Origin of the sequence: Capnocytophaga sp. oral taxon 323, from assembly GCF_001278825.1 — a bacterium.
GTDB classification, from domain to species: Bacteria; Bacteroidota; Bacteroidia; order Flavobacteriales; family Flavobacteriaceae; genus Capnocytophaga; species Capnocytophaga ochracea.
In genome coordinates, this window is sequence record NZ_CP012589.1 from 422501 (window position 1) to 442981 (window position 20481).

Genomic DNA, 20481 nt, shown 5'->3' on the forward strand with positions numbered 1-20481 from the left:
TTAAAGTTTTGTTTGTGTACTTGCTATTTTTCTTTGGTATGAGTTATTCTCAACGGGAAGATTTTAAGACTTTGATAGAGAAGGCCACAAAGGGTGATATGGAAGCTCAAGTGCGCTTGGCGACTAATTATGAAAAAGGTATTGGAGTACCTCAGTCTTTTCCTAAAGCTGTTGCTTGGTATGAAAAAGCAGCAGAACAGGGTGATGTAAAATCACAGACGAAATTAGGATTTTGTTATTACTATCGGAAAGGAGTTGTACAGTCTTATGAAAAAGCAGCTTATTGGTTTCAGAAAGCAGCTGAACAGGGGTATGCTGAGGCTCAATCGAAATTAGGTGTGTGCTATCACAAAGGGCAAGGAGTAAAACAATCGGATGAACAAGCTGTATTGTGGTTTCAGAAAGCAGCTGATCAAGATTTTGCAGAGGCACAGAGTTTTTTAGGATATTGTTACTACAAAGGTTTAGGAGTAGCACAATCAGATAGTGATGCGGTACTTTGGTATGAGAAAGCTGCTAATCAAGGTGATGTTGAGGCACAACGCAATTTAGGTTCTTATTATTTCAAGGGGCAGGGAGTACCTCAGTCGTATACTAAGGCTATCTTTTGGTTTGAAAAAGCAGCTAACCAAGGAGACAAGGAGGCTCAAACTATTTTAGGATTTTGCTATTATGCTGGTACTGGTGTGGATAAATCACAAAAAAGGGCTATTTACTGGTTTGAGAAGGGGTGTAGGAATAATAGTCCTAAAGCTTGTGAGTATTTAAATGCTATTCAGCAGTAATAACTATAAAGTTAGGAATAAGAAAGATAAGATAATTATAAATTAGTGATATATGTTTAAGAATATCTTTCTTTTTGAAGGACGTATTAGGCGTACAGAGTTTGGACTATCTATTATTATAGATTATTTTGCTCTTATATTTTTGGGTGTAATAGATGCCGTAGTAACTCTAGGAATAGTAATAAAGTTTTTATTCTTTACATTTTTGTTTTGGTTTATTTTAGCTCAATCAGTGAAACGTTCACACGACTTGGGGCAAAGCGGCTGGTATGTGCTTTTACCTTTCTATAATCCTTTCTTTTTACTTTTTTCAGAAGGTGTATCGGGAAAAAATGAATACGGAGAAGATCCTAAAAAGAGAGTAAATTTTTTCAATGCATCAACCTTTTCTTCATCTATTTTACAACCGCCCTTAGTTAGAGCATATCAACCCATAGCTAAACATACTTCTGAGGATAGTACTTCTCATAGGTATGATTTTGTAGTTACAAAAGATGATACTATTCTGAAGAAATGGCTTGATACTGAGGTAGAGTCTATCAATATGTCTGCTGACCCAATACTTAATAAAGTGAGTTCTATAGGAAGAGATGTATTTTATGGTTGCAATAAGCTCATTTATATTATTTTTCCAGAACATCTTAACTTTATTAGTGATTTTGCTCTTGATGATTGTGAGCATTTGCATTCGGTGACTTTCCCTAGTAAATGTTTACAGATAGGTAATTGTATTTTTGGGAAGAATTGTCCAGAAAGTATAACACTTGAGGCTGAAGAACCTCCTATATTGGATGGTTATTTGGCATATAATGATGAGAAATTGAAAGCTATTTATGTACCTATTGAATTTGTAGAAAAATATAGGATAGCTAGAGCTTGGGATAAATATGCAGATATTATTCAAGGACATTAATCAAACAACAATAAAGATTATGAAACGAGTTTTATTATATTTATGTATATTTTACTTTTGGGAAGTAAACGCACAAAAGACAAGAGAGGTTTATAAGGACTTAGATTCATTATATTTGTTAATTCAAACAGAGTATGATTTAATTACCAAAGATTATGAAGAACACATTGCTGAGTTCGACTTCAATAGAGTGATCAGAATAAGAGAACAAATAGCTTATTATCTCTCTCATATTGATAAAAGAGCAGATTTAAGTAATATAAAATTATTGAGTGATTCATTGAAATCATATCCTGATACTGAAGAAATATTTTTAAACATTCGCTCTCAAAAAGCAAAACAACATCAGCTAACCACTTTGAAGCAGGCTTTTGACGGATTACAATTTGAAAAGGTACTAAACTTAGTAGCAATATATAGTGAAAATGGTTATATACCTTCTTATGAATTGGCGTATTATAAGGTTATGTCAGAATATAGATTGTTTTTGAAATCTTCTAATAATAAACAAGAGAGAGAAGCTCTAATACAACATTTGACTGCTTATCAAAAGGAACATTCGGGTAAGAGTAAAATCTATGACCGAGTGATAGATGATACTATAAAAAATGTAAAGAGAAGAAGATAATCTTCTACTTAAATTTTACATTCCTAAATAACGAGTTACTTTGTTACTACGGCGAGTAGAGAATCTGATTTGTTTTATGTATGTAAGTTTAAAATTCGCAGTATTAATGCCCAGTAAATCAACATTTTTAAAGTACAAATTCTTGTTGTTGTAAAGAATTGAAAAGGCAAGTGACCAGTCTTTTTGTGTATAAGACAACGAAGTATTAAGCCTAAAGTTTACGTACTGATTAAACTTCATTTTGCTTAGTGGATTAACTTCACCTCCAAAATAGAATCCCATACCCGCTAAAGCTGTAAAGGTAAGGCGAGGCAATATTTCGATACCTCCCGAAACGCCTCCACTGAAGCCTCCTTGTATATGTCTAAAAGTATCCTCATCAAGTGAAATAGCAGGAATTGCTACTTTGTGATAATAGATTCCAGCTCCTGCGTACCAACTGAAAGTAGGTTGCAAAGGGTCTCCATCGGGGTTGAAAATATTCTTTACTGAAAAGTTTTTCAAGTTGAAGAAATATAACATTTCAGAACCTATTTGTTGTATACGAGTATCTGCCAATATCTGAATATTATTCTTGCCTTCTTCATAGTAAAAACCCTTATAACTTTGATAATAGAAATCAAGTAAAATCTTTTGACTTACAAATGAATGTAACTGAAAATCAAAATATCTTGTTTTTCCGTATTTGCTCTCATTGCGCAAAGGGGCAACACTCTGAGCATAATCAAGGTTAATATAAGTATTGTGGATACCAAATCCTAACCCAACTGTAAGTGGGTAGTTGGGCAATAACGACTTATTTTTCAAAGCAGGATTTAATGGTTCATCTTCTATATCTATTGATAGATAATTGATACTTAAAGAAGGTTTTATCCACATTTTATAGTAATGCTTCTTAGTGGAAGTGGTGTCTTGTGCCCATAAAGTAGTGATTGATAAGAAAAATAATATTATGTATTTCATTTTGTTAGATATTAGATTTTAAGAACTAGGAATTAAATGTTTAGGTATTATTAGAAATACTTTGTCAAAGTCCTAAGAGTTTGACAAAGTATATACTGCATTTAGTAGCCTAAAATCTTCAGCATTTCGTCAGCTTTTTGTTGCTCCATAAAGAGACGAGAGGTAAGGTTCCCATTTTTATCTTTATCAATAAGTACTATTTTAGGTTGTGGAATCAAACAGTGTTGTAAGCCTCCTACTCCTCCAATACTATCTTGATAAGCCCCTGTGTTGAAGAAACCTATATACAGTGGCTTATTTTTGTTGTACTTGGGCAAATAGATAGCGTTCATATTCTGTTCGCTGTTGTAATAATCGTCACCATCACAAGTGAGTCCACCGAGCAGTACGCGTTCGTACTCATCGTTCCAACGGTTAATAGGCAATAGTACAAAACGCTTGTTGATAGCCCAAGAGTCAGGTAAGGTAGTAATGAAAGAGGAGTTTATCATATCCCATTTTTCACGGTCGTTTTGCTGCTTTTGATACATTATCTCATAAATAGCCCCTCCAGCTTCGCCTACTGTAAAACTACCAAATTCAGTAAAGATATTTGGTACAGGCACTTTTTCTTGATCACAAGTGATTTTTATCTGACGGATAATCTCGTCTACCATATAAGCATAATCGAATTCAAAAGCCAACGAGCTCTTGATAGGAAAACCACCGCCTATATTAAGGCTGTCGAGTTCAGGCGCAACCTTTTTGAGTTGGATATACACACGCAAACACTTGAGGAGCTCATTCCAATAGTAGGCATTGTCTTTAATCCCCGTATTGATAAAAAAGTGCAACATTTTGAGTTGTACTTTAGGGTTGTCCTTAATCTCACGGTTGTAGAAAGGAACAATATTTTTATAACCAATTCCCAAACGACTGGTATAAAACTCTGAACGAGGGTCTTCTTCAGAAGCAATACGAATACCTATACTGTATGAACCTTTTATTTTTTCTTCAAATAAATTAATTTCCTCATAGTTATCAATGATAGGAATACAGTTGTGGTAGCCACGATTGATAAGGTCAGCTATGCCATCGATATAAGCATCGCGCTTGAAACCGTTGCATAGAATGTGAGTCTCTTTACTAATAAGTCCGTCATTGATAAGATTATTGATGATATTGATATCAAAAGCTGAAGAGGTTTCCATATGAATATCGTTCTTCAATGCTTCTACCATTACGTGTTTGAAATGCGAACTTTTAGTGCAATAACAATAGTTGTACGCTCCTTTGTACTTGTGCTTCTTGATAGCCTTTTCAAACCATCTTTTGGCGCGCTGAATATTCTCAGATATTTTCGGAAGATACATAAATTTAAGCGGTGCTCCATACTTGCGTACGAGCTCCATTAAATCGATATTGTGAAAGCGAAGTTCATCGCCATCTAAGGTAAATTCGTCTTGTGGGAAGTAATAGGTTTGGTCAATTAGGTCGATATATTTATTTTTCATTTGTACAGTGTAATTTAAATAATGAGTAATTTTTTAGTAAAAAATATTCAGATAACATCTTGGCTATCTATCCATATTACCTAATTACACCTGATTCAAATACGAAGCGGTGAAAGGCTCTTTGCCTTAAACTTAATTTGCAAGGAATGAGTACGTGCAGAGTGAAAATAACTTAAAAATAAGGTGTTCATTTTCAGCAACCAAAGGTTTTTAGTAATTAAATTATTTTATAGTTCGGTGATAGTGTATCATTACTTATCAGAATGCAAAAGTAATTATTATTTTTAAATTACAAATACATTCGATAGAAAAAAGTATTGTGAGCCCATTCCAGATTTCTATTTTTATATATCCTTCATCGGTATAAAAAACATTTTACCATAGTTTGCGCTTCTCTACCATTGATTTTATACTCCAAACTGTCTCAAGTGGTGGTCGAAGTGTTTCCATTGAAGAATACCCCATTCGTCAGGAGAGAGTTTCCCAAAAAAGAATGTGGGTGAGTGCTACATTTTTCTTTTCCGTTGGTGTAGAAAAGGGTGATGAGCTCTTTAGTTTTTTGCTTTTCCTTGTCAAAATCATCAATAGAAATATTGGTAACGACATACATTTTATCGGTTGGAGCGTTTTTTGCCATTGGTTGGTCGTTTAGAAACTTTTTCTTCATCAATTTTCCTATGATTCTACCAATGAACATTCTCTTCGGAAAGTTCTTACCTAAGGGTGTTTCTATAGAGGCGTTCAAATGAGCTAACATCTGTACAATGTTCATTTTCCCCCATTGACGCTCAGCATCTACTTTTAAATTTTCTAAACGATGTAGTATTTCGTTTTTATCGACTTCGTTATATAAGTTTTTCATTACTGAGAGTTGTTTTAAAAAGCTTTGCCAAAGATACGAATTGCCTATGCGACTCGTTCCTTTGGCAAAGTGTATAGTCTAATAATTTGTTATTTAACCAAATTTACTATCTCATTTACTATTTGCAATTCTTCATTAGTAGGGATAATAAGTATCTTCACGCGACTATCAGCAGCTTGTATCTCTACGGGTTTAGTAGGATGATTGAGCTCTTCGTTTTTCTTCTCATCGAGCTTGATACCGAAGAAATCTAAGTGCTTACAAGCAAATGAACGGGTAAGAGCATCGTTTTCGCCCAAACCTGCGGTAAATACAATGCTATCCAGTCCATTAAGTGCTGCTGTGTAAGCGCCTATAAACTTCTGAATGCGGTAGCCGTACATCTCGTAGCAAAGGGCTGCGTTGGCATCACCTGAACGATATAGAGCTGCCACATCGCGAGCGTCAGAGTGTCCTGTAAGTCCAAGCATACCACTCTTCTTGTTGAATAGTGTTTTCACTTCCTCATAGCTCATACCTAATTCTTGTCCTAAGAAGAAAACTACTGAGGCATCTATCTGCCCAGTGCGCGTTCCCATAATGAGTCCATCGAGTGGTGTAAGTCCCATTGAAGTGTCTACACATTGTCCTTTTTCGTTTACAGCAGCCATACTCGCCCCATTGCCCAAGTGAATGGTAATGTTCTTAATATGTGGATTATTAAGGTGTTTACGAGCCTGTGCATCTACATACTTATGACTAGTGCCGTGGAATCCATAAGCGCGCAATCCGTATTTTTCATAGTATTCATTAGGAATGGCATAGCGGAAGGCTTTAGCAGGCATTGTTTGGTGGAAAGCAGTGTCAAAAACAGCTACGTGAGTAGCTTTATTAAAGAGTTTTTGTGCTACGCGTATCCCTTCTAAATGTCCTGGGTTGTGCAAAGGCGATAGCGGAATGAGGCGTTTGATTTCGGCTACTACCTCATCAGTAATTACAGTAGGTTGTACGAAATTTTCACCTCCGTGTACTACGCGGTGTCCTACCCCTTTAATATCTCTAGGGTTGTGGATAACGCCTACTTCGGGGTCTGTAAGAAGCTCAGCTACCAAATTCATACCCACTTCGTGAGTAGGAATAGGTTGCTCTTTCTTCACTTCTATCTCTTTGCCGTTTTTTACAGCCACATATTTCACGTAGCTACCGTCAATATTGATGCGATCTACAATTCCTTTTGCTTTCGATTCTCCTGTTTTAGAGTCGATAAGTTGATATTTGAGAGATGAACTCCCTGAATTAATGATTAATATTTCCATTTTAGTCTTTTGTTATTAGTCGTTAGTTTTCCCCTCCTTTGGAGAAGGGGTAGGGGAGGATACTAAAACTCTGATTGTATCGCAGTGATAAGTACAGTGTTGTAAATATCAGGAATAAGAGCCCCACGACTGAGGTCATTTACGGGTTTCTTTAATCCTTGTAGCATAGGCCCTATGGCTAAACCTCCTGTTTCACGTTGCACCGCCTTATAGGTGTTGTTACCGGTGTTAAGGTCAGGGAAAATAAGCACATTGGCTTGTCCTGCCACAGGTGAATTTGGCATCTTTTGTTTCCCTACTTTTGGGTCTACCGCAGCGTCATATTGTATAGGCCCTTCTACGAGTAACTCTGGGCGACGCTCTTTTACAAGTGCTGTTGCTTCACGCACTTTGTCTACATCGGCACCACTACCTGAGTTGCCAGAAGAATAAGAAAGAAGGGCTACCTTAGGTTCAATACCAAAAGCAATAGCTGAGTCCGCAGAGCTAATAGCGATATCGGCTAATTGTTCAGCGGTAGGGTTAGGCACTACGGCACAGTCGCCATATACCAATACGCGGTCGTGCAAAAGCATAAAGAATACAGAGGAAACGGTGTTTACCCCTGGTTTGGTCTTTACAAATTGCAAAGACGGACGGATAGTGTGAGCAGTAGTATTTACAGCCCCTGATACCATACCATCAGCATCGCCTAAGAATACCATCATTGTACCGAAATAAGACGCATCAAGCATTAAGTCTTTGGCTTGCGAAAGCTCCAATCCTTTGCTCTTGCGCAATTCGTATAGTTTTTCGGCATACGCCTCATATTTATCACTCTCGGCAGGATTGATAATACTGATACGTTCTTCGTTCCATTTCAAGCCCAAAATGTTCTTAGCTCGTGTTTTAATCGCTTCGGGTTCTCCCAAGATAGTGAGGTAAACGAGTTCGTCCTCTGCCAATTGAGAAGCCGCAGTAAGAATACGGTCGTCAGTACCTTCTGGTAACACAATGCGTTTTTGTCCTGCACGTGCTTTTTGTACCATATTGTATTGAAACATACGAGGGGTAATAGTTTCCGATTTGAAAGAGGCTATACTGCTGTTGAGTTTCTCAGCATCTACATTTTCATCAAATAGTTGAAGAAGCATTTTTACCTTTTCAGTATTTTCAGGATAGATGCTTGATTTTGTATTCCCAATGATATTAGCAGTTTCAAAAGTATCTGTTTTAGCTATCATTATAGGAATGTTCTTTTGGATACCATCTAAAATCTTACTCATTGAAGGGTCTGGGGTTAAGTCGCCGTATAGTACTACCCCTTTGATATTAGAGAAATTGGAATAGTTAGCCACCAAAGAACCTGCTATGAGGTCAATACGGTCAGTAGGGAGTACAGCCAAAGTATCTTCGTTCAGTTTGGCTAAATAGTTAGAAAGCTGCATAGCTCCCACAATGGTACGTTTGGTGGTAACGTCTATATTGTCGCCTTTGTAAAGAAATTCAACGTTGAGTGCATTGGCTATCTCGCGGATAGTAGGGCGTGAAAGCTCTTCTTTGCGCGGAATCAAAGTGAAGGTTATATCTTTAAAACGTTGTTCTAATTTGCTGAGCGTATCAGCAGTGGCATTAGTAGCCTTGTTTACAAATACGCTAAGTACGCGCAAATCTTTTTCCAAGAAGTTGTTAAGATCTGCCTGTACTTGGTTCACCAATTCATCTTCTGATGAAAAGTTGTCTTTAAGCACTATCAAAGCAGGAATGTTGAGGCTTTGTGCTACCGAAGCGTTGAAGTTTGGGTCGAAATAGCTATCGTCTATAGTACTTGAACTATCCACTAAAACAAAGTCGAATTTGCTTTCTAAGGCTTTGTATTTTTTGATGATAGTGTCGTATACTTCCCCTATATTGCCTTCGTTTTTAAGAGCGATAACCTCCTGACGTGTGTAGGCATAGGCTTCATCGTAACTCATATCGAGCTGAAAGTGCTCCAAGACAGTCTCGATGAAAGTGTCTTTTTTAGATTTACTTTCTACAATAGGTCTAAAATAACCTACCTTGGCAGTGTTGCGCATAATCATTTGCAACACACCCAAACTCACCACCGACTTACCGCTGTGTGCATTGGTAGCGATGATATAAACAGATTTATTCATTTTTTTATTTACTTTTTAGTGTTTATATATTAAGTTGCAAAGGTAACAATATAATTTAAGAAAGCAACATAAAAAAGATATTTTTATTTTTAATACCTCAATAATCAATATCTATTCTTCTTTATACTCCTTGCCATTATATTTCAAGAATACAGTTTTAGTGCTTTTTTCCACTACTTTATCATCGCAATTTTTATCTGTAGCTTTTTTAATAAAAGTCTGTTTATCCTTAATGTTGAAATAGCCATTTGTTTTTTTACTATCCATTATAAACATAGAATTACTCTCATCTGACCAACTTCCTTCACAGTTATAGTTCCATTCCCCGTTATATGTACTTAATTGATATTGATGCAGTATTTTTTTAAGAGAGGTATTTTCTGGTAAAAACAAACTAAATGTTTCTTCAGAATAAGGATTTACTTTGCTACCATTTTTATAGAAAGCCCGAATGCCAAAAGCACGTATTCCTTCGGTAAGTATAAACTTAGCCGTATCAATAGAAAGCTCTTGTAATTCAACAGCATCCGAATAATACTCATCAATTCCCTTATACGACTGTGTTATTCGTTTTTGTAAGAAGTCATACACCACCACATAAAGGTCAAATGTTGCCTCGTTTTCGTCGTTCCCTTTTCTTATAGGAAATACCATTACCAATTTATGAGTGTCGTAAGGCAATACCTTTTCGGTATACAAGTCTTTATCAATCTTGTTTTTAGGAATTCCCAAAGTCTTGATAACTTGATTGTAAGCTTGTGCGTTCTCTTGAGCTTTTACCACATAAGAGCAAAATAATAAAGTAAAGATAAAAAGTAGTCGTTTCATCGTTCTTATAAGAATATCAGTTGAAAGCACAAAGATAAGGAATTTTTTAATAATTAATCAAACAAGAAAGTTTCTGTACCTCACATCTCTTTATTTGGCTCTTTCTTGTCCGTGTATCTTAGCTCGTTACTCCTTTGCTTTTCTTTCGTTTTATTACCCTCAAAATTACCTTTTTTCTTCACTCTTAACTTCTTATTATCAACTATTTACATACCCTTTCTATACCAATCGTCCAAGATTCGTATAAGCTTCCTATAAGCTCCCTATAAGCTAAGTATAAGATTTTTTCTTCCAAAAGTACATTTCCTTGTTATTTATAATTTCGTTTTCTTTTCTTATTTCTTATGCCTAATTTTGCCCTATACTATTAAGCTCGTTTTCATCATTATAATATTTTTGTGCGTGATAATTTGTCAGTAAATTTAAATGTATTATCTTTGCACCAACAATTTAGATTTTAAAGTAAAGATAATGAGTAAAGGACCTATTTCTCAATTTATCGAGAAAAACTTTTTACACTTTAATGCAGCAGCTTTAGTTGATGCTGCCAAAGGATATGAAACCCATATCGCTGAGGGCGGAAAAATGCTCGTAGCACTTGCTGGAGCAATGAGTACGGCAGAATTAGGTATTTCGCTTGCCGAGATGATTCGCGCAGGAAAAATAGATATTATCTCTTGTACAGGGGCGAACCTCGAAGAAGATGTGATGAATCTTGTAGCACACTCTCATTACAAGCGTGTTCCTCATTACCGCGACCTCACTCCTGAGCAAGAAAAAGAACTCCTCGACGGTCATTACAACCGTGTAACCGACACTTGTATTCCTGAGGAAGAAGCTTTCCGTCGTTTACAAAAACACTTAGAAGACGTATGGCACGCAGCCGAAAGTAAGGGTGAGCGCTATTTTCCTCACGAATATCTATATCAAGTAGTGAAATCGGGGGTATTGGAGCAATATTATGAAATCGACCCTAAAAACTCTTGGATATTGGCAGCAGCCGAAAAGAACTTGCCTATCGTATGTCCAGGTTGGGAAGATTCAACTACTGGTAACATCTTCGCCGCCAATGTAATCAAAGGAAACTTGAAAGCCTCTACTGTGAAAACAGGTATCGAGTATATGATTTATCTCACCGAATGGTATCGTGCCAATTCAGCGGGTAAAGGCGTAGGTTTCTTCCAAATAGGAGGCGGTATTGCTGGTGATTTCCCTATCTGCGTGGTACCTATGATGTATCAAGATTTGGAATGGGAAGGCGTACCTTTCTGGTCGTATTTCTGTCAGATTTCCGATTCTACCACCAGCTACGGTTCTTATTCAGGAGCAGTGCCTAATGAGAAGATTACTTGGGGTAAATTAGATATTGACACCCCTAAATTTATAGTAGAATCCGATGCTACCATTGTAGCACCTCTTATTTTTGCTTATCTTTTAGGTAAGTAATTTCAACTAAAAGGTAAAAGGGAACAAGTACCACTATACTCGTTCCCTTTTATCTTTCACCTTTTACCTTTTATCTTATATAAAACCCTTCTTTTCCTTGTTCTCTTCTTATGAAAATATAGCCTTGGGAGTAGACGTCTATATACACCGTAACCCTTTCATTAGCAGTAAGAGCTTGCCATAGGGAGGCTTTTTCTTTTTGGTAAATATTGTTGATGATAAGAATACTATCATTGTGCATATAGTTTAGATAAAAACTTAAATCTTCTTTTGGGTAATTGATAAAAAGCAAGTCGTATGTAACAGAAGGTTGTAACTGAAAGCTAATGTTACAGGTTTCTTTTATAGCAGTTATACTATTTAGCATATCTTCATCAGTGAAAATAGTTTTTACCTCTAAATAGCGAATAATCTTCAACAATAACATTAATTGTCTTTTCGATAGGGTAGGAGGAAAACCCTTGATTTCTTGACGATTTACTAATTGTTTATTGTACAAGCAACGAGTTACAAAGTTGTAGACAAAAGGTGAATGCACCCCGTGCTCATTGGTAGATTTTAAAAGGAATTTTAAATAACTTTTAAATTGCATCTTTTCTTTATCTTCAAACAAACACGGCAAAGGTAGAGAAAATTAGTAAATTGGCAAATTTTATTTGTGGGTATAAAATATTATTTGTACATTTGCAGGCTATGAGAGAAATTCTTGTTAAATATTTACCTGATAACGCAGTAACACCTTGTTTCGAACTGATAAAAGTAAACAACATCTATTTGAGAATTGTAAACGAACGAAAAACAAGGCACGGCGACTATCGGCAACTTCCTAACGGGCAACATCTCATTACAATGAATGCTACTGCTAATAAGTATCGTTTCTTGATAACTTTTATTCACGAAGTAGCTCATCTGGTAGCTTTTGAACGCTTTGGACGGCTTATCAAACCTCACGGTAACGAATGGAAATACACTTTCCAACAACTGATGAAACCTTTTATCATCCCTGAGATATTTCCTCAGCAATTATTAGGAGTATTACAACGGCACTTTCTCAACCCTATGTCTACTAGTGATGTAGACCCCGCATTGACAATCGCCCTAAAACAGTTTGATATCAATGAAAATATGAGCTTTATTTATGAGATTCCTTTAGGTAGTACGTTTCGTATCAAAGACGGACGCGTATTTCGCAAAGGACAACGCCGTGTGAAATGTTATGATTGTGTGGAACTTGGCTCAGGCAAGAAGTATATCTTTCAACCTCACGCCGAAGTAGAGCTCATAAAAACTTAAAATCTTGAATTAAAATATTACAAATATATGGTGAACAATTATTATGCAGTAATTATGGCAGGAGGCATAGGTTCGCGCTTTTGGCCTGTAAGTACAACTGAATATCCTAAACAATTTCACGATATGCTCGGTACAGGGCAAACGCTTTTACAGCGCACTTATTCTCGCTTGCAGAAGTTTATTCCGCAAGAGAATATTCTCATTCTTACTAACGAACGTTACAAAGAGATTGTAGAGGAACAAATTCCTAATATATTGCCTAAAAACTTGGTATTAGAGCCCTGTATGCGCAATACAGCTCCGTGTATACTATATGCCGCAATGAAAGTGAACAAACGCAACCCCAATGGCGTGATGATAGTAGCCCCCAGCGATGCGTGGATTGAAGACGAAAAAGCTTTTATGCACAATGTGATTACTTGTTTTAATGCTGCACAGAAAGCCGACAATATTCTTACTTTGGGTATAGTACCTACTTTCCCTAACACTGGTTATGGTTACATTCAGTATGACAAAGACGATAATACTAATATCAAAAAAGTAAATCAGTTTCGTGAAAAACCTGATTACGATACCGCCAAAGAGTTTTTAAAACAAGGTAATTTTTTGTGGAATGCGGGTATCTTTATATGGAGTACACAAACGGTACTTACTGCTTATAAAACCTATCAACCGGTGATGTATGAACTCTTTGAGAAAGGTAAAGCTACTTATAATACTGAAAACGAAGTCGATTTTATAGCCAAAGCCTATCCGAAAGCTGAAAATATATCGGTAGATTACGCTATTTTAGAGCCATCTACTAACATTTACGTACTGCCCGCTAATTTCGATTGGAACGACTTAGGTTCTTGGGGCTCTCTACACGACAAGACCCCTAAGGATAGTGCCCAAAATGCCGTAATTAATGCAAGAGTATTACTCAAAGATGCCGAAAACAATATTATCCGCACCGAAGGTGATAAATGTGTGGTAATAGATGGGCTCAAGAACTACATAGTGGTAGATAGAGACGATGTATTGTTGATTTATCCCAAGGCAAAAGAACAAAACATTAAAGAGATAGTAAACGAAGTAAAGAATAAATGGGGATTACATTAAAGAAGTTACTCACCGAGAAGGGATACACCTCTGTTCCTCTTGAATTTACGCTTACCAAACACTTTGTTCTACAAGCTAAAATCAATGGAGTAGAAGGACGTTTTATTTTGGATACGGGGGCTTCTAACACCTGTGTAGGAGTAGAGTGGATAACTTATTTTAATCTGCAAGCCGAAGCCTCCGAAATAAAAGCAGCAGGAGCAGGGGCAAGTGGTATGGAAACACAAGTTGCCACAAAAAATCACTTAGAGATAGGAGGAATGAGTATGCACAAACTTCCTTTAGTGCTTTTTGATTTAACTCACGTAAACGAAGCATTAGCAGAGTTTCAAACACCCCCTGTTCATGGTATTATAGGAGCTGAAGTACTCCAAAAGAGAAAAGCTGTGATAGATTATGCAAAGAAAAGGTTGTATCTCTATTGGGCTCCTAAATAGCAAAATGTATTACCTCTTGTTGTAGGTTCATATTTTTTTCGTACATTTGCAAAAACATTTATACTTGATGAGTAAAAAGACACTTTATTTTGCCTTTGTGATAGGTTTATTTGCAATAGCTTGCAATGATGGTAATTTGGAAGTAGATACCATTTCATTTGAAAATTCTGATGTGCTATCTTGTACGACCAATGATACTACGGCTACTTTTTTATTCAAATATAGTCAAAAGCAAGCACTTATTCTTAATTTACCTGCTAATATTTTAGAAAATAAAGAAAAGACTGTTTCAGGCACTATACCCACTAATTTTAAACTTTATTACCGTACTTTCAGCGATGCGGTAACTACCAATTATTTTTGTAATGCTTATCCTCCTGCTACCCCTAATGTTACTTCGCAAATTGAAGCGACAGGAGGAACTGTTACAATTGTCTCACGTCCCATTTATAATGAAACAACAGGTGCTTTGTTGCGTTATGACCATCAAATAAGCATCACTGATTTGGTACTCGTAAATCAAGATGGCAATAAAATAGTAGATTCTAATTTTGTTTTTGGGACTTATAAAACTAACAAACAGTAGAAATGAACCACTTTGTAGTATCAGCACGCAAATATCGCCCACAATCATTTCGTGATGTAGTGGGACAGCAAGCTATTACTAATACCCTACTCAATGCCATTGAAAATAATCACTTGGCACAGGCACTTCTCTTCACTGGTCCTCGTGGAGTAGGAAAAACTACTTGTGCCCGTATTTTAGCGAAAAAGATAAATGAACAAACTTCTGGGGTAGAAGATGAAAACGATTTTGCTTTTAACGTTTTTGAGTTAGATGCTGCCTCTAATAACAGTGTAGATGATATTCGCAAACTAATTGAACAAGTGCGTATTCCGCCTCAAGTAGGCAAATATAAAGTGTATATCATCGATGAGGTGCATATGCTGTCTACTGCGGCTTTTAATGCCTTTCTCAAAACATTAGAAGAGCCTCCTAAACACGCTATCTTTATCTTAGCAACTACTGAAAAACATAAGATTATTCCTACCATATTGTCACGTTGCCAGATATTCGATTTCAAGCGTATTACTATCAATGACATTCGAGAATACCTAAAATATATTGCAGAACAACAAGGAATTGAAGCAGAAGATGAAGCTTTGCAAATCATAGCACAAAAAGCCGACGGTGCGATGCGTGATGCCCTTTCTATCTTCGACCGTGTGGTGAGCTTTTCAGGAGAAAAAATAACACGACAAGCTACTTCCGAAATACTGAATGTTTTAGACTATGAGGTCTATTTTAAAGTAACTGATCTTATTTTAGACAATAAACTCCCTGAACTATTGATAGCATTTAATGATAGTATTGCACAAGGTTTTGACGGTAATCATTTTATTGCAGGCTTGGCAAGTCATTTTCGTGATTTAATGGTATGCAAGAATCCTACAACCATTTCCTTAATGGAAGTAGGGGAGGAGACCCAGAAGAAATATGCTGAGCAGAGCGTTCGTGCTACTGTACCTTTTTTAATGGAAGCTATTGCTATTGCCAATGACTGCGACCTAAAATATCGCACCAGCAAAAATCAGCGTTTGTTAGTGGAGGTTGCCCTAATGCAACTTGCCTCTCTGACCTATGAGGGGGATAAAAAAAAAATGATGAACGCTTCATAATTCCTGCTTATGTGTTTAATGGGCAAAGTCATACAACAGAAATGCAGCTCAATTCACAAACACCTATCGTTGCCCCTCCTATAAATTATACAAATACTACCACGGCTACACTTAATCCTAATATACCTATTATTAGTAAAACGGAACGTACAGAGGCTGTTTCTAATTTTTCAATTAAAAGTGTACATCTAAAAACAGAACATCAAAGGAATTTCAAAGAGGTGGTAATAGATCCTAATACGCTACCTCGTGAGAGTTTTTCAGAAGATGCTTTTAATCAGTTTTGGGAACGTTATATAGATGAATTACTTGTTAAAGGTGAACGCATACAAGCTTCTATTCTTAAAATTGCAATATTAAGATTAGAAGGAACTACTATTCATTTGGAAGTATCAAGTAATACAGCTAAAAATGATATTGTTCAGATGGAGCATAAACTCTTAAATTATTTGCACAAATCTTTGCAGAATTATGATCTTACTATTGAGATAAGTGTAAATGAAGAAATAGCTAAAAGAATAGTAGTAACTCCCGAAGATAAATACGAGAAATTATTAGAAGAAAATCCTATCTTACAAGAGTTTAGAAGAGCTTTTGAACTAAATTTAAAAGGATAGAAAAACAGTATTTTTAAAACTCAGTGCTACATAATTTATAGTTAGTAGTGTTTTTTATTTTCTAATTCTTTTGTTTTTTTCAATATAATGCCTAATTTTGCCGAAAATAATCTTAATAAGATGTTTTGTCTATGGTTAGATAAGTATAGACAAGAGGTACATTAAACAGTTGAATATTAATAAAATTAATAAAATATGAAAGTACTTAATGAACGACAATCAAAGATTTTAGAGAGCTTAGAAACTAAAAAGTACGTCAGTGTAAATGAATTGAGTGATAAGCTTAAAGTTTCGGTAGTTACTATACGTAAAGACCTTAATCTCTTGGAACAGGAAGGCTATTTGCATCGTACTCACGGTGGAGCTAGTAAACAAATGCGCTATGTGTTTGAGCAAACAATAACTGAGAAAGAAACTCAAAATGTAGAAGAGAAAACGCGTATTATTACTAAAGCGTTGGACTTTATTAAAGAAAATGAGTTTATCATACTTTCATCAGGAACTACAGCTAATCTTTTAGCTCAAAAAATTTATGGCATACGCAACCTTACAGTACTCACTCCTTCCCTTAGAGTAGCTTTAGAAGTCTGCAAAAATCCTAGTGTAAATACCATTCACTTAGGAGGAGAAGTTCGTAAAAACTCTACCTCCACTATTGGCGTACTTGCTGAAGAAACTCTTAGTAACTTCTCTTGTACTACTTTATTTTTAGGAGTTGAGGGTATTGACCTTGATTATGGATTGAGTTCTACCAATGTAGGAGAAGCTCATCTAAATCGGAAGATGATGGAACGTGTAGACAAAACTATTGTTTTAGCCGACTCCTCTAAGATTCACAAACGAGGCTTTGGTTTTATCTGTTATGTAGAGAAAATAGATATGCTTATCACTGATGCAGGTGCTGACCCTGAGTTTGTAGAAGAACTTGAAAAACGCGGTGTAGAAGTAATTATTTCTTAATTATCAAAATGATTGACACATATAAGAATATAACTATATATCACAATCCTAAATGCTCCAAATCACGTTGTGGTTTGGAGCTTTTAAAAGATTTGGGGAAAGAATATCAGATAGTAGATTATCTTAAAAAAGGTATTTCTAAAGAAGAACTAAAAAATCTCCTTGCTAAGTTACAGATGTCTCCTATTGAATTAGTGCGTACTAAAGAAAATATTTGGAAAGAGCAGTTCAAAGGAAAAACGCTTACTGATGATGAGGTCATAGAGGCAATGATACAATATCCTCAACTTATTGAACGACCTATCGTAATAGTTGGTGATAAAGCTGTGATAGGACGACCTACTGAAAGAATAAAAGAAATTATATAAATAAGAATGAGAAGAACGCTATTAAGCGCTATTGCTTTCATTTTTGGAGCAACAGCTATGTACTCGCAGGCATATCTGTCAGTGAGTGGAGGGTATGGTTTTAAAACCCACCAGAAGGTATTGGGTAGAGATGCTACTGACCCAACAGCTATAACCGAGCTCAAAGGGAGTTATGGAGAAGGATACCAAGCACAATTACGAGGAGGATATTTTTTCCATAAGCGTTGGGGAGGTGAATTAGCTTTAGGATATCTTCATGGTGAAGATATGGACACTAATAAAAACCAAATATTGAATATGAAAGGACATGGGAGGGCTTTTGGAGCTTCTCTTTCGTTAGTATTTAATATTACTGATAATTTATATCTGCGTGCTGGAGGTGTTACCAAAATAGGGGGCAGAACAGAAATACAAACAGAGCTCAATGCTTTCGGTTTACCCTTGAGCTTGTTTAATCCAACAGCACCAGCTGGGTCAACTGTAGATATGAAAGCTAATTTTCAAAACAATTTTCACGGTAAAATTCCCTTTGGTTTTATAGGAGGGATAGGCTACCGCTTTAAGGTTAGTGATAAAGTAGCTTTTTTTATAGAAGGTGAATATCTGAATATTAATGTGCCTCGAAAGGAATCTAAACTTAAGGATTTTTCGGCTACTCGCACAGTAGGAGGAACATCTCTAGCACTTACACTTCAAGAGTTTAAGAGATATATGTTAGCCTTACAAAATGTACCGCCATCCCCTAGAAAAGAACGCCTTAAACAATTGGCTACTCAAGTAGCACCATTACTTGAAGATAGTTATAGTTGGGAAGGTAAAGGAGCTCCTGATGCCCCTTATTCTTCTATAGGGTTTCACTTTGGAGTTACTTATATGTTTTAAAAATACAACTTTTCTAAAAGAAAAAACAAATTATAAGATATAAAAGCGTACTTGTACTGCCGTAGGAAATGGAAGAATAGTTAATATTTTGTTATATCGAACTGATATTAAATAATTAATATTGCCCCAAAACTTTTGGGGCAATATTATTTTATACTCTTATTTCTTTTATTAGCTAAAATCTAAAAGTTCCTCCTATACCTAAAACAGTTTCAAAGAAGAAGAAATCATGTTCGGCTTTATCGGCAATATCATAAGTAGTTCGAACGTCATACATATTAATGTAACCTCCTTTGAGTTCACCAACTATAAGGAAGTATTTAAAAAAAGTGAGGTGCAACCCTGCTTTAGCATTTACGCCTGTCCCTGCAATGTGAAACTCGTCATAACGTTCTTTATTAAGTAACTTAGTATTCGTTTTTGGATATAGTGCTCCAAAACCGAGACCTTCAGTAAGATTTACCTGTAATATATCGGTGTTGCGGATACCAAATAAACGAGAAATATCGTCTATACGAGCTCCTTCAACTACTACATAGTTCAGACCGTCAGTATGCTCAAAGGTGAGAAAATCTTCGCTAAGTAACTTGTCAGTATTGTTATAAGTACCATCATGAGAAGTGTTAGAACCATTGATGTAACCGTTCATTTTTACAGTTTGTCCATTTTTCATTACGTATTTCATATGGTCTACGCCTGCAGAAATAGTATAATGGTCGGAAATATGATAACCAATATGGAAGTTAGTTTGAGGAATGGTCATCCGCAAAGGATTAATATAATCTATATGCCAACCTTTCGGTTTATCTACAGCCTCTACATCTTTGATAGTAAAGTTGTAATTGTTACCCGAGAAAGTAATATCGGAATTGGTATAATACGCACGATTACCGCCCCAATAGAAGAAAAATTTACCCTTATTGTGGGTAGTGTAACGCTCAGTAGAAGCGTTTTGAGCAAAAGTAGTTAGTGTGCTAATGCCTAACAACATATTGATAAAAATCTTTTTCATTAGTGATTATTTTTTTAGTTTTGAGGGCGCAAAAGTAACTATTAATTTTTTATTTACCAAGTTGTGTTTATTTTTTCTTTTCTATTTATCTAATTCTTCTTAGGGTTAAAAATTTTTCTCTCCAGAAATGCAATTAAAAACAAAAGAGCAAGTTCACACTTGGTTTGGTTTTTTTTGCTTGCATTGACTGCTTGTAAAGAAATACTGCTATTTTTCTAAATTTCCTCCCATAGGATAAAGAAATTCATATACAGTTCCTTAGCAGAAAGTTTAGGATACAGATAACGAATGAGCTTTTTAGTAAGTTTCCCTTTGCTCATTCCTGCAAAGATAAGTTCATCACCTCTATACATTGTCAGCTGTTTGTTTGCTGTTGAAAAATGCAAGGTAAGTACTTCATTGCCATTTGCATAGAAAAGGAAACTACTTACAACATCAATTACCCAAGGATATTCTTCTTTATAAACTGTTTTATCCTGCAATATTTTAAGCAATCGCTTTCCTTTGGATAGAGGAAGTCTCCTCCTTTCTTCAGTGATACGTTCTTCTTCAGGAGCACCAGGCCACGAAGTTTCTTTTGTCCAGCCTGTACGATGTATAACTGCGACACTATCTATTTTACCCTGATAGAGTTTGCTAAAATCCATTGCTTTAGGATATTGCGCTAATACTATACAAGGGAGAAGGAATAAGAATAAACGGAGCATAGGCTTTATAAATACTTATGTTTCTTTTTTCTGTAAACAAATCAGTTGAAGGATTGTATTGATATCATTGTTG

At 35.8% G+C, this 20481-nt stretch carries 21 protein-coding genes and 1 pseudogene (1 of these 22 running past the window's edge); 13 read left to right on the top strand and 9 right to left on the bottom strand.

Annotation, left to right across the window (positions count from 1 at the left end; translation table 11 throughout):
• The 3 genes in view from AM608_RS01830 to AM608_RS01840 are tightly spaced (at most 52 nt apart) and all read left to right on the top strand, a layout consistent with a single transcriptional unit that may run on beyond the window.
• Positions 1-785: the 3' portion of a tetratricopeptide repeat protein gene (locus AM608_RS01830; RefSeq protein ID WP_053580578.1), read on the top strand. The gene continues 52 nt to the left of window position 1, outside the view; 785 of the gene's 837 nt are visible here — the last part of the coding sequence; the start codon falls outside the window, past its left edge; the stop codon is at positions 783-785.
• A 52-nt stretch (positions 786-837) separates the two neighbouring features.
• A complete protein-coding gene (locus tag AM608_RS01835; RefSeq protein WP_053580579.1) occupies positions 838-1698 on the top strand; it encodes a DUF805 domain-containing protein in 861 nt (286 codons plus the stop codon).
• Positions 1673-2326, top strand: a complete 654-nt coding sequence (locus AM608_RS01840; RefSeq protein ID WP_053580580.1) for a hypothetical protein — start codon at positions 1673-1675, stop codon at positions 2324-2326. Before AM608_RS01835 ends, AM608_RS01840 begins: the two co-directional genes overlap by 26 nt.
• A gap of 15 nt (positions 2327-2341) precedes the next feature.
• Here AM608_RS01840 and AM608_RS01845 read toward each other — a convergent pair whose 3' ends face one another.
• The 6 genes and pseudogenes from AM608_RS01845 to AM608_RS01870 form a co-directional block, all read right to left on the bottom strand.
• Positions 2342-3289 carry a DUF4421 family protein gene (locus AM608_RS01845; protein WP_053580581.1) on the bottom strand — a complete coding sequence of 316 codons (948 nt, stop codon included), beginning with the start codon at positions 3287-3289 and terminating at the stop codon, positions 2342-2344.
• Positions 3290-3390: 101 nt separating this feature from the next.
• On the bottom strand, positions 3391-4782 hold the full coding sequence (locus tag AM608_RS01850) for a decarboxylase (RefSeq protein WP_009422080.1): 1392 nt from the start codon (positions 4780-4782) through the stop codon (positions 3391-3393).
• A gap of 407 nt (positions 4783-5189) precedes the next feature.
• A pseudogene (locus AM608_RS12370) lies at positions 5190-5243 on the bottom strand (hypothetical protein); the annotation flags it as partial.
• A gap of 490 nt (positions 5244-5733) precedes the next feature.
• A complete protein-coding gene (locus tag AM608_RS01860; RefSeq protein WP_053580582.1) occupies positions 5734-6939 on the bottom strand; it encodes an acetate/propionate family kinase in 1206 nt (401 codons plus the stop codon).
• A 62-nt stretch (positions 6940-7001) separates the two neighbouring features.
• Positions 7002-9077 (bottom strand): phosphate acetyltransferase, encoded by a 2076-nt coding sequence (pta, locus tag AM608_RS01865; RefSeq protein WP_053580583.1) that lies wholly within the window; start codon positions 9075-9077, stop codon positions 7002-7004.
• 111 nt (positions 9078-9188) lie between these two features.
• A complete protein-coding gene (locus AM608_RS01870; RefSeq protein ID WP_053580584.1) occupies positions 9189-9905 on the bottom strand; it encodes a hypothetical protein in 717 nt (238 codons plus the stop codon).
• A 471-nt stretch (positions 9906-10376) separates the two neighbouring features.
• Between AM608_RS01870 and AM608_RS01875 the strand changes: the two genes are divergently transcribed.
• On the top strand, positions 10377-11351 hold the full coding sequence (locus AM608_RS01875) for a deoxyhypusine synthase family protein (protein ID WP_053581816.1): 975 nt from the start codon (positions 10377-10379) through the stop codon (positions 11349-11351).
• Between the two features lie 70 nt (positions 11352-11421).
• On the opposite strand, the gene AM608_RS01880 is transcribed toward AM608_RS01875, so the two are convergent.
• A complete protein-coding gene (locus tag AM608_RS01880) occupies positions 11422-11943 on the bottom strand; it encodes a hypothetical protein (RefSeq protein WP_053581817.1) in 522 nt (173 codons plus the stop codon).
• Between the two features lie 101 nt (positions 11944-12044).
• Here AM608_RS01880 and AM608_RS01885 point away from each other — a divergent pair, with 101 nt between their 5' ends.
• The 9 genes from AM608_RS01885 (at position 12045) to AM608_RS01925 (ending at position 18689) form a co-directional block, all read left to right on the top strand.
• Positions 12045-12644 carry a SprT-like domain-containing protein gene (locus AM608_RS01885; protein WP_053580585.1) on the top strand — a complete coding sequence of 200 codons (600 nt, stop codon included), beginning with the start codon at positions 12045-12047 and terminating at the stop codon, positions 12642-12644.
• Between the two features lie 27 nt (positions 12645-12671).
• On the top strand, positions 12672-13745 hold the full coding sequence (locus tag AM608_RS01890; RefSeq protein ID WP_002671844.1) for a mannose-1-phosphate guanylyltransferase: 1074 nt from the start codon (positions 12672-12674) through the stop codon (positions 13743-13745).
• Positions 13730-14182 (top strand): retropepsin-like aspartic protease, encoded by a 453-nt coding sequence (locus AM608_RS01895; protein WP_009750444.1) that lies wholly within the window; start codon positions 13730-13732, stop codon positions 14180-14182. The genes AM608_RS01890 and AM608_RS01895 overlap by 16 nt, the downstream gene beginning before the upstream one ends.
• A 67-nt stretch (positions 14183-14249) precedes the next feature.
• Positions 14250-14768, top strand: coding sequence for a hypothetical protein (locus tag AM608_RS01900; protein WP_048746395.1), 519 nt, complete (start codon positions 14250-14252; stop codon positions 14766-14768).
• 2 nt (positions 14769-14770) lie between these two features.
• The gene (gene dnaX / locus AM608_RS01905) at positions 14771-15862 is read left to right on the top strand and encodes a DNA polymerase III subunit gamma/tau (protein WP_053580586.1); all 1092 of its coding nucleotides are present in this window, start codon (positions 14771-14773) and stop codon (positions 15860-15862) included.
• Between the two features lie 41 nt (positions 15863-15903).
• Positions 15904-16479, top strand: coding sequence for a hypothetical protein (locus tag AM608_RS01910; protein ID WP_053580587.1), 576 nt, complete (start codon positions 15904-15906; stop codon positions 16477-16479).
• Between the two features lie 195 nt (positions 16480-16674).
• A complete protein-coding gene (locus tag AM608_RS01915; RefSeq protein ID WP_053580588.1) occupies positions 16675-17439 on the top strand; it encodes a DeoR/GlpR family DNA-binding transcription regulator in 765 nt (254 codons plus the stop codon).
• A gap of 8 nt (positions 17440-17447) precedes the next feature.
• Complete coding sequence (arsC, locus tag AM608_RS01920) at positions 17448-17807, top strand: arsenate reductase (glutaredoxin) (protein ID WP_053580589.1); 360 nt, start codon at positions 17448-17450, stop codon at positions 17805-17807.
• Between the two features lie 6 nt (positions 17808-17813).
• Complete coding sequence (locus AM608_RS01925; protein ID WP_053580590.1) at positions 17814-18689, top strand: outer membrane beta-barrel protein; 876 nt, start codon at positions 17814-17816, stop codon at positions 18687-18689.
• 175 nt (positions 18690-18864) lie between these two features.
• On the opposite strand, the gene AM608_RS01930 is transcribed toward AM608_RS01925, so the two are convergent.
• Both AM608_RS01930 and AM608_RS01935 read right to left on the bottom strand, forming a co-directional pair.
• Positions 18865-19701, bottom strand: coding sequence for a hypothetical protein (locus tag AM608_RS01930; protein WP_053580591.1), 837 nt, complete (start codon positions 19699-19701; stop codon positions 18865-18867).
• Between the two features lie 215 nt (positions 19702-19916).
• Positions 19917-20408 carry a hypothetical protein gene (locus AM608_RS01935; RefSeq protein ID WP_053580592.1) on the bottom strand — a complete coding sequence of 164 codons (492 nt, stop codon included), beginning with the start codon at positions 20406-20408 and terminating at the stop codon, positions 19917-19919.
• Positions 20409-20481: the final 73 nt, after the last annotated feature.

What these genes read in the sequence shown, in the direction of transcription:
- AM608_RS01835 (WP_053580579.1), top strand. Translation starts at nt 838, where the DNA reads ATGTTTAAGAATATCTTTCTTTTTGAAGGACGTATTAGGCGTACAGAG.
- AM608_RS01910 (WP_053580587.1), top strand. Translation starts at nt 15,904, where the DNA reads ATGCAGCTCAATTCACAAACACCTATCGTTGCCCCTCCTATAAATTAT.
- AM608_RS01935 (WP_053580592.1), bottom strand. Translation starts at nt 20,408, where the DNA reads ATGCTCCGTTTATTCTTATTCCTTCTCCCTTGTATAGTATTAGCGCAA.
- AM608_RS01915 (WP_053580588.1), top strand. Translation starts at nt 16,675, where the DNA reads ATGAAAGTACTTAATGAACGACAATCAAAGATTTTAGAGAGCTTAGAA.
- AM608_RS01895 (WP_009750444.1), top strand. Translation starts at nt 13,730, where the DNA reads ATGGGGATTACATTAAAGAAGTTACTCACCGAGAAGGGATACACCTCT.
- AM608_RS01850 (WP_009422080.1), bottom strand. Translation starts at nt 4,782, where the DNA reads ATGAAAAATAAATATATCGACCTAATTGACCAAACCTATTACTTCCCA.
- AM608_RS01930 (WP_053580591.1), bottom strand. Translation starts at nt 19,701, where the DNA reads ATGAAAAAGATTTTTATCAATATGTTGTTAGGCATTAGCACACTAACT.
- pta (WP_053580583.1), bottom strand. Translation starts at nt 9,077, where the DNA reads ATGAATAAATCTGTTTATATCATCGCTACCAATGCACACAGCGGTAAG.
- AM608_RS01870 (WP_053580584.1), bottom strand. Translation starts at nt 9,905, where the DNA reads ATGAAACGACTACTTTTTATCTTTACTTTATTATTTTGCTCTTATGTG.
- AM608_RS01840 (WP_053580580.1), top strand. Translation starts at nt 1,673, where the DNA reads ATGCAGATATTATTCAAGGACATTAATCAAACAACAATAAAGATTATG.
- AM608_RS01890 (WP_002671844.1), top strand. Translation starts at nt 12,672, where the DNA reads ATGGTGAACAATTATTATGCAGTAATTATGGCAGGAGGCATAGGTTCG.
- AM608_RS01925 (WP_053580590.1), top strand. Translation starts at nt 17,814, where the DNA reads ATGAGAAGAACGCTATTAAGCGCTATTGCTTTCATTTTTGGAGCAACA.
- AM608_RS01900 (WP_048746395.1), top strand. Translation starts at nt 14,250, where the DNA reads ATGAGTAAAAAGACACTTTATTTTGCCTTTGTGATAGGTTTATTTGCA.
- AM608_RS01860 (WP_053580582.1), bottom strand. Translation starts at nt 6,939, where the DNA reads ATGGAAATATTAATCATTAATTCAGGGAGTTCATCTCTCAAATATCAA.
- AM608_RS01875 (WP_053581816.1), top strand. Translation starts at nt 10,377, where the DNA reads ATGAGTAAAGGACCTATTTCTCAATTTATCGAGAAAAACTTTTTACAC.
- arsC (WP_053580589.1), top strand. Translation starts at nt 17,448, where the DNA reads ATGATTGACACATATAAGAATATAACTATATATCACAATCCTAAATGC.
- AM608_RS01880 (WP_053581817.1), bottom strand. Translation starts at nt 11,943, where the DNA reads ATGCAATTTAAAAGTTATTTAAAATTCCTTTTAAAATCTACCAATGAG.
- AM608_RS01845 (WP_053580581.1), bottom strand. Translation starts at nt 3,289, where the DNA reads ATGAAATACATAATATTATTTTTCTTATCAATCACTACTTTATGGGCA.
- AM608_RS01885 (WP_053580585.1), top strand. Translation starts at nt 12,045, where the DNA reads ATGAGAGAAATTCTTGTTAAATATTTACCTGATAACGCAGTAACACCT.
- dnaX (WP_053580586.1), top strand. Translation starts at nt 14,771, where the DNA reads ATGAACCACTTTGTAGTATCAGCACGCAAATATCGCCCACAATCATTT.